General features: G+C 45.4%; 5 protein-coding genes. 2 read left to right on the top strand and 3 right to left on the bottom strand.

What is annotated here, in order from left to right:
- A partial coding sequence (locus AC3A8L_RS17885; RefSeq protein WP_487963637.1) for an FKBP-type peptidyl-prolyl cis-trans isomerase occupies positions 1–198 on the top strand: 198 nt, incomplete at its 5' end.
- A 78-nt stretch (positions 199–276) separates the two neighbouring features.
- Here AC3A8L_RS17885 and AC3A8L_RS17880 read toward each other — a convergent pair.
- Entirely contained in the window at positions 277–2,478 is a 2,202-nt protein-coding gene (locus AC3A8L_RS17880; protein ID WP_487963636.1) for a glycoside hydrolase family 3 N-terminal domain-containing protein, read from the bottom strand.
- Between the two features lie 754 nt (positions 2,479–3,232).
- Between AC3A8L_RS17880 and AC3A8L_RS17875 the strand changes: the two genes are divergently transcribed.
- Positions 3,233–6,289, top strand: a complete 3,057-nt coding sequence (locus AC3A8L_RS17875) for a DUF1588 domain-containing protein (RefSeq protein WP_487963638.1) — start codon at positions 3,233–3,235, stop codon at positions 6,287–6,289.
- 31 nt (positions 6,290–6,320) lie between these two features.
- Here AC3A8L_RS17875 and AC3A8L_RS17870 read toward each other — a convergent pair whose 3' ends face one another.
- Both AC3A8L_RS17870 and AC3A8L_RS17865 read right to left on the bottom strand, forming a co-directional pair.
- Positions 6,321–6,572 carry an HP1242/YdcH family protein gene (locus AC3A8L_RS17870; RefSeq protein ID WP_487963635.1) on the bottom strand — a complete coding sequence of 84 codons (252 nt, stop codon included), beginning with the start codon at positions 6,570–6,572 and terminating at the stop codon, positions 6,321–6,323.
- 112 nt (positions 6,573–6,684) lie between these two features.
- Positions 6,685–7,578 (bottom strand): DMT family transporter, encoded by an 894-nt coding sequence (locus tag AC3A8L_RS17865; protein ID WP_487963634.1) that lies wholly within the window; start codon positions 7,576–7,578, stop codon positions 6,685–6,687.
- Positions 7,579–7,710 lie beyond the last annotated feature (132 nt).

Raw genomic sequence — 7,710 nt, 5'->3', positions numbered from 1 at the left:
CAAGCGTGCACCCAGGAATTCAAAAACGGGAAGTTATTTAATGCACGCCCCTTAAGCATGAAGGTCGGTGGGAAGCGTAAGTTAGAAGTGCCTGCACACTTAGCTTATGGTGAGCGATCCATGGGCAAACTCATTCCTGCGAACTCGGATTTAATCTTTGAGATAGAGTTATTAGAAGTGCTCACCAGAGACGATTAAGTGCTGGGGGTGACGTAAACTTAATGCTAAACATCCCTCTTTCTGTTGTCACAAAAAGAGGGGTGTTATCTCACTGTTTTATTTAACCCAGAATTTCTCTGTTATTAAATCTGCATCTTTTGATGATGAGCCTACCATAACGTTAAACTCGCCGGCTTCGACGACTTTCTCTAAGGCACGGTTAATTAGCGCGAGATCCCAGTAGCCAACTTCCAATATTACCTCGGTAGATTCCCCTGCGGCTAATGTTACGCGCTTAAATGCACGTAAGTTTTTAATCGGTGTAACCACTGAGCTGTAAAGGTCGCGAATGTACAGTTGTACAATTTCCGTTCCTTCGCGCGCACCGGTATTCGCCAGTTGTACTGATACGCGTAAGGTTTGTTCTGCGGTTAGTTGTGGCGTTAATGTTTTTAAATCGGTATAGCTAAATTGCGTATAAGAAAGCCCTTCACCAAAGCTAAAAACGGGCTCTTTCGGGGCATCAAAATAGCGCTCTGCACCCTCTAACCTGTCAGATAAAACAGAGTGCCAGCCAGGGTAACTGTTGTAGTAAACTGGCAGTTGGCCAACGCTATAAGGGAACGATATGGTGATTTTTCCTGACGGATTGAGTTCGCCAAAGAGTGCTTCGGTGATTGCCGTGCCGCCTTTTGCGCCGGGATTAAAGGCGCAGAGTAAAGCGTCGGCATTTTCTTTTACCCAACTAATCGCTAAGGGTTTTGAAGCAATATAAACAACAATTAACGGTTTATCTGTCGCCTTTAGTGCTTCGAGTAGAGCTTGTTGTTTGCCGCCTAAAGTGAGATCGGAGCGATCGTGAAACTCACCTTGTTGCGATAAGGTATCGCCAATACAGGCGATAATAACATCACTGTTTTTTGCTTGGGTTACCGCTTCGCTAATGCTATCGATGTTTTCATCGGCGCAGTGGGCGCCTTGTATATAGGTTGTATCGATATTGTGTTCTGAAAGGTGTGCCTTAATGCCGCCTAAAACAGTAACGGTACTACTTTTATGCATTTTATCGTCTGTCGCGCCAGCTTGATAAGAGCCAAAAGACCAATCCCCCAGCTGTGCTTTAACGTTATCGGCATTGGGGCCTACGACTAAAATTTTCTGTAATTGCGTAGCGTCTAAAGGTAATGCGTTACTGTTATTTTTTAATAGGGTAATACTTTTTCGGCTCGCATCTAACGCGTGCTGCCAGTGCGCTGGCTTACCGACAATGTCATCTTTTACGCTAAGGTCACAATAGCGACGCTCATCAAAAAGCCCCAGTTTGAATTTATAGCGCAATATGCGTGAGACGGCGTCGTCTACCCAATGGCTTTCTAACTCACCGCTTTTAAGTTGCTGCAGTGCTGCATCGTAAAAAGTCCGTGTAGTCATTATCATATCGTTACCGGCTTTTACGCCGATATTGGCGGCTTCGGCGTATGAGCTGGCGACAAGCTGTTTTTCGTGAAGCGCGCCAACGTTATCCCAGTCAGTAACAACAAAACCATCCATTCCCCATTGTGTTTTAGGGATGTCGCGCATTAACCAAGGGTCGGCAGAGCAGGGTGTGCCATCGATAGATTGATAGCCGGCCATTAGCGTCGCTACTTTGGCTTCTTTTACGGCTTTTTCGAAAGGGGGGAGAAAGTGTGTGAGCAAGGTGCGTTGCGAGATGCTGGATTCGTAGGCATCGCGCCCGCCGAGTGTTTCGCCATAACCCACATAATGTTTGGCGCAGGCCATTACGGTATCGTCGGCGTTGAGCGAATCACCTTGGTAGCCTTTGATAATAGCCGAAGCCATTTCGCCAATTAGCCAGGGGTCTTCACCAAAGGTTTCATTGATTCGACCCCAGCGGGTGTCGCGGCCGACACATAAAACGGGAGAGAATGTCCAATGAATGCCGCAGCCTCTAACTTCGGTGGCTGTCACGCGGCCCATGTTGTACATCACATTGTGGTCCCAAGAGCAGGAGGCGGCTAATTGAGTGGGGAATACTGTTGCGTTGTTTTCGAAGCAGTGACCGTGAATGGCATCAATGGCAAAAATGATGGGAATGCCTAAGCGGGTTTTGGCGGCACGTTTTTGTAATTCTTGTGTTTTGTCGCCGGCACAATGAAAGTAACTACCGACATTCCACGCTTCAATTTTGTCGATATTGCCTTCCACCTTGGACGGAAGCACCATCATTTGACCAATTTTCTCCTCGGGTGTCATCTGGGTGAGGAGGTTCTTAATTCGTTCTTCAATAGGGGCGGTGGCATCGCGATAATCAAACATGAGCTGAGTCCGAAGGCAAAGCTGAGATTATAGAAGTAAGTGGGCTTAAATGCTGGGTTCTAGTTGCCGTTGTGATTACATTAACAATACGCGATAAATATTGTGCTTGGCTGGACGATGTGGGTGTCTATTTCATTCGGGCAATAAAAAACCCCTCTAGCTTGTGGCTATAGGGGTTTTAAATTTATCCATCCTCTGGGTTACGGCTCCTGTTACTGCTATCCCTTACGTCCTGTTTTTGTTGGCATCCAGCCGCACAGTCCTAGTGCTTTATACGTCCTAATCCTATTTTTCCTTAGTCCTCACATTCCGTTGTTTCATCCTGCTTGCCCGCTGCATCATGCATTCCCTAGGCTTAATCCATCCCTTATTCCTGAGAGCTCCTGCTCTTTTAATCTAGCCAGTGTCCCGTTGACCGTCATTCTGTGTGCGCATTATCCCTGTGTGGCTTGCATCCGCAAAGATGTGATCACTCATGTGTTGTGTAGGATATCTCCTACAAATCCTTGCCCACTGCTTTGTAACTTCAGTGTAGGGGCTAGTTTATGGGTGGTGTTGATTTTGGCGCCACCGCAGCACCAATGGCGCTATAAAAGGATTGATGGTCAAACCGAGTTAGTGCACACACTGTTGTCGCGATGAAAGGTGCTTTTGGCTTTCTCGCCCGCAAGCCCCGCTGTAATAGGACTCTTATACTTAAATCAGTCATAAATAGGACGTACAGATAGAGTGTCTGGTAATAACCTTGAAAAAGGTGGTTGATTTAGGGGGTTTAATGGAAGGCTTGTATTGGATGCAAGAGTACTTGGGGCGCTATTGGGGTAAGGGGTGTTTGCTGGCGCTAAGTTGTTGTTTGTATGGTTGTGGTGGCGGTGGCGATAACGCTGTTGATTCGGCAGCCGTTCAAAATAACACTTCGCAGCATGCTCCGGGTGATGCTGCTCCCTTAGCCCCTATAATAGTACCGCCGCGCTCTGAGTCCAGCATACAGTCATCTATAGCAAAGCAAACGGTGATGAGCCAAGCAAGCGTATTGTTTTCCTCTTCCTCGGTCGCTACTACTGCGAGTTCATCGACAAGCAGGCTATCTATATCGAGCTTCAGTAGTTCAGCTGCGAATAGCAGTGGAAGTATTCAACCGCAACAGCCCTCGGTGGATACTTGGCCGAAGCCTTGGCAGTTGTTTAATGAAACCCTAGCGCCCTCGTTGGTGAATACCTATTGTATTGCGTGTCATGTTGATCAAGGTATGGCGGGAGCAACACCGTTAATCTTCATGCAGAATAACAATTATGAAAACGCAAGAATCCTCGAGAGTTATGTATTGACGTTAAGCGATGGTGATCAGTTATTGCGAAAAATAACTGGGTTTGATGGTCATGGCGGCGGCGCTATTGTTAATCAACAGCAGCAAACGTATGGCGATGTTGAGGCGTGGTTGGCTCTTACATTACCGGAGTCACAAAGTATAAAACCCGCATTCACTTCGACGCAGTTAGAGCCGTTGCATAAAACGTTACGCCGTGCGGCGTTAATTTTAGCGGGGCGTTTACCGACGCGTGACGAAGTTGATCGTGCAATACGCAGTGAGGAAGAACTCAAAAAAGTCTTAAAAGAATTAATGGGAACTGCAGGTTTTGAAGCGTTTTTAATACGCGGCGCTAATGATCAGCTATTGACTGATAGCTTTTTAAATGGACAGTTTTTTGAGTTGAGTAATGGTTTTGCGCCTTATTACCCGGTAGGTTCAAATAAGCGTTATTTTGCTTATGAAGAGAACGATATTTGGCCGTTCGAGCGTTGGAATCACGATATTTATCATGGCATGGTGCGAGGGCCCTTGGCGTTAATCGCTTACACCGTGATGAACGACCAGCCTTACACAGATATTGTTACGGCTGATTACACCTTGGGTAATCAGAGTATGGCAGATTACATGCGCCAAGAAGCTGTGTTTGAGCACGGTAATAAATTTGATGTGCAGCCGATTAAAAATAACGGCCAAATATTAATGCAGCCTGGTCATGAGCAATATTTGGACCCCTCTATCGGTTTGCGAATTGACCAGCATGGTGAATGGGTCGATTACCCACATGCCGGCATTTTAAACGAGCCTGCATTTTTAGCGCGCTACCCCAGTAGTGATACCAACCGAAATCGTTTGCGTGCCAAAATGGTTTATCGTTTATTCTTAGGAGTTGAAGTTGAGAATATAGCAGCAAGAACAATTGCCGGCGATGCACTAACCGATACCAAAAATCCTACCTTAAATAATGACGCTTGTGCTGTATGTCATGAAACTCTCGATCCTGTAGCGGGTGCTTTTCAAAATTTTGGTGTTGATGGTTGGTACCGTTCCAGTTGGGGGGGGATGGATGCGCTCCCAGGGAGCTATAAACATGCTGATGATAGTCCTTACCGGGAGAGTGATCTTTGGTATAAGGATATGCGAAGTCCTGGGTTTGAAGGGGGATTCATTAATGATAGTGATCAATCATTGGCAGAATTAGGGCACCATATTACAAAGGATGAGCGCTTTGCTGAAGCCGCTGTAAAATTTTGGTGGCCAGCCGTTATGAGTGATGATCTGTTGCCTTTTGTCTCAGATAAAACGCCTTTATACCTACAGCAACAACATTTTATTCGTTTGTTGGCTAAGCAGTTTCGTGAGGGTTTTGATGGTCAAGCAGCTTATCAATTAAAAGATTTGTTAGTGGCTATGGTGATGAGTGAGTGGTTTCGCGCAGAGCATGTAGTGCTTGATGACAATACGCCTATAAATGATTCTGTCGCATTGTCTGGTGTGCGTTTATTAACACCTGAAGAGCTTGAGAATAAAGTAAAAGCCTTAGTCGGATTTGCTTGGGGTGAACGCGAAGATTTTTGGGCGAATAATGGTTTTTGGAGCTATATGGATGATCAGTTTCGCATTTATTATGGCGGTATCGATAGCATCGGTGTTACTGAACGGGCCAAAGTACAAAATAGTTTAATGGCCAATGTGGCTGAAAGCCAAGCGGTAAGCCTAGCATGTGCAACTGTATTGTTGGATGCTAATCGCGATGCTAGCAGCCAACGTTTGTTGCGTAATCAAACGCGTTACGTGTCACCTTTTTCACACGATTGGCAATGGATTGAATTGGCGCAACCTCAGCGTATAACGTTGAGTTTAAGTTTATTGCCTGGGCAAAATAAATTGCGGATTAGTCATCTAAATGCTGAGCGCATTGGGCCGGTTGTATTTGATCAGTTTCAATTGGTGGCGACTGATGGCACGGTATTATTCGATGCACGTAAAGCGAGTAATGCTATTAGTTTGAGTCACGAAGCACAAAAGGTGACGGGTTTGCAGGCCGGTGGCATGATTATATTGGAGAAGGGTTATGCTGATATTACCTTCGATGGAAAAAATTATACCGATATACAATTGCGGGCCGATATTCTTACCCCTATTGATTGGGTTGAACCAGCACAGATTAGTGTGGATGTGGTTGATTTAGCGGGGCGGGGAAGCCAGGTTATTCGCCAGCAAATGGTTGAATTGTTTACTTTAACGCAGGGGCTAGATTATGCCGTTGACAGCCCCGAAATTACAGAGGCGATAAATACCTTTATTGCCGTTTGGCAAACCCTTGAAGTACAGGCAGCCCCGATGACGCTAGCGCAGCATGCCAATAATTATTGTGAACTAGGTGCTGAAGGGCTACCCAAAATTCGAGATCTAAATACAAGCGACCCGCAGCGATTGTTATCTGCTTGGTCGCATATGATGGTGTACTTCTTTACTGACTTTTACTTTTTACACGAGTAGTGGTAGTCAAGTTATCGTTCAGTTATATGCGCTAAACAGTTTCTTTTTCATGCTTTTGCAGTATGTTGAATAACTCGTCTTTACTGTGCAAACGCTTCTTTTTAAGGCCTTCTAAGTATTCGTCTGTCGTGTTTTCAGCACCTTGCTCAATGCGGTGAATCTCTTTGTCAACGCTGTGGTATTCCTCGAACAATTTGGCGAAATGATTATTGCTCATTTTTAGGGTGTGAATAGCGTCTTTGTATTCGGGGAACTCGTTAGCTAGGCTGTGATTTTCTATCATTTTGCAGTTCTCTATTCGGTGGATGCGTCGTCTTTTTATCTGCTAAGCGAGAGTAAAAAGACGCTGGACGGATTAATCCTAGAGTAACTGCGTTAATTCAGTTTGATCTATGTCAAGCAGGGTTAGGTTTTACCTGAAAGGCTTCGTATAGGGCAACGCACAGAATAATACTCCCCCCCAGCACTGTACCTAATGTGGGCGTTTCATTAATTATTAGCCAGCTGAGGCCTATAGCTATAGGGGGCTGAAGGCAGCTAATCAGGCTTACCGATTTTGCGTTGATAACACGTAAGGCAATAGAGAATAGGGTGTGGCCCAAAGCGGTACTTACAATGCCCAGTGCTAATAAGATTAACCATGTTTCGGTTGTTGTTTGCGAGAGTGCTGGGAAGTTACAAAATGCCGCAGTGAAAATAACCACCATTAGAAGTTGGTAGGTCATAATGCTTTGCCCAGACTCATTGGCAAGCCAGCGGCCCTGTAAAACATTGCGTGTCGACCAAGCGACAGCCGATAATAAACCAAAGCTCACGCCTAAGAAGGCACTGCTGTCTAAATTCCATGATGGAACCATAATCGCGACACCGCCTAAAACCACGAGGCCCGAGATGATGTCTTGTCTTTTTGGGCGTTTCTTATTGAGAAAAGACTCTAGTAGTACGGTGATAATTGGAAAACTGTAGTGCGCTAAAATACCTATGGCGACGGTGGATACTTGCATGGCGTGAAAGAAACTGCTCCAGTGCACAGACATTAGTGCACCAATGACCAAAATTTTCAAGTAACTACTTTTGTGTTGAAGTCGAAACAAATTTTTATTTTTTTGGAATTGCAATATGAAACACATTGCGATAAAGGCGATAAGGCAGCGTGTAAAGGTGATTGTGATAGCGTCTAGGGGGATTACTTTTGAGAATACACCGTTAATTGCAATAATTATCGACGCGGCGTAAAGCGCCATCAAACCACGTTGGTGGCTTAGTGATTGGGTGTTGGTGTGATTCATATAATGCCGTAATGGTTGGCGAATAGGCCGCCGTTGGGTGGCGGCCTAGAGATGCTAATGGTTAACGCTTGCGAGTAAGGGGCGAGGAAACAATATTTCATCCACTAATGCTTGATCTCGACCTCCTTATCT

The organism is Marinagarivorans sp. (assembly GCF_982758155.1).
The sequence above is the reverse complement of the archived record's forward strand: the minus strand, read 5'-3'. Positions and strand labels throughout refer to the sequence as shown.